At 64.8% G+C, this 782-nt stretch carries 1 protein-coding gene; it reads right to left on the reverse strand.

Annotation, left to right across the window (positions count from 1 at the left end):
* On the reverse strand, nucleotides 1–782 hold a 782-nt coding region (locus tag B3T77_RS14375), incomplete at both ends, for an elongation factor Tu (protein ID WP_292080521.1).

Consider the following 782-nt stretch of genomic DNA (forward strand, 5'->3'; position numbering starts at 1 on the left):
ACGCCCGTGCAGGTCGTCTTCTGGACCGGACGGATGCCGACGATCTCGACTTCCTCACCGACCTTGACGATGCCCTTCTCGACGCGGCCCGTGACCACGGTGCCGCGGCCCGAGATCGAGAACACGTCTTCGACCGGCATCAGGAACGGCAGGTCGACCGGACGCTCCGGCTGCGGGATGTAGGCGTCGACGGTTTCCATCAGGGCCAGAACGCGCTGTTCGCCGATTTCCGGGTTCACGCCGTCGGTCGCGGCCTTGGCCGAACCCTTGGTGATCGGAATGTCGTCGCCGGGGAACTGGTACGAGCTCAGCAGCTCGCGCACTTCCATCTCGACCAGCTCGAGCAGCTCTTCGTCGTCGACCAGGTCGACCTTGTTCATGAAGACTACCAAGGCCGGCACGCCGACCTGACGGGCCAGCAGGATGTGCTCGCGGGTCTGCGGCATCGGGCCGTCAGCGGCCGACACCACCAGGATCGCGCCGTCCATCTGCGCGGCGCCGGTGATCATGTTCTTCACATAGTCGGCGTGGCCGGGGCAGTCGACGTGGGCGTAGTGACGGTTGGCCGTCTCATATTCCACGTGCGCGGTGTTGATCGTGATGCCGCGCGCCTTCTCTTCCGGCGCAGCGTCGATGTCGGCGTAGTTCATCGCCTTCGCGCCGCCGGCCTTCGCCAGCGTCATCGTGATCGCAGCCGTCAACGTCGTCTTGCCGTGGTCAACGTGACCAATCGTGCCGATGTTGCAGTGCGGCTTCGTCCGTTCGAACTTTTCCTTGGCCAT

The sequence above is a fragment of the Brevundimonas sp. UBA7838 genome (assembly GCF_002500885.1).
GTDB lineage: Bacteria > Pseudomonadota > Alphaproteobacteria > Caulobacterales > Caulobacteraceae > Brevundimonas > Brevundimonas vesicularis_C.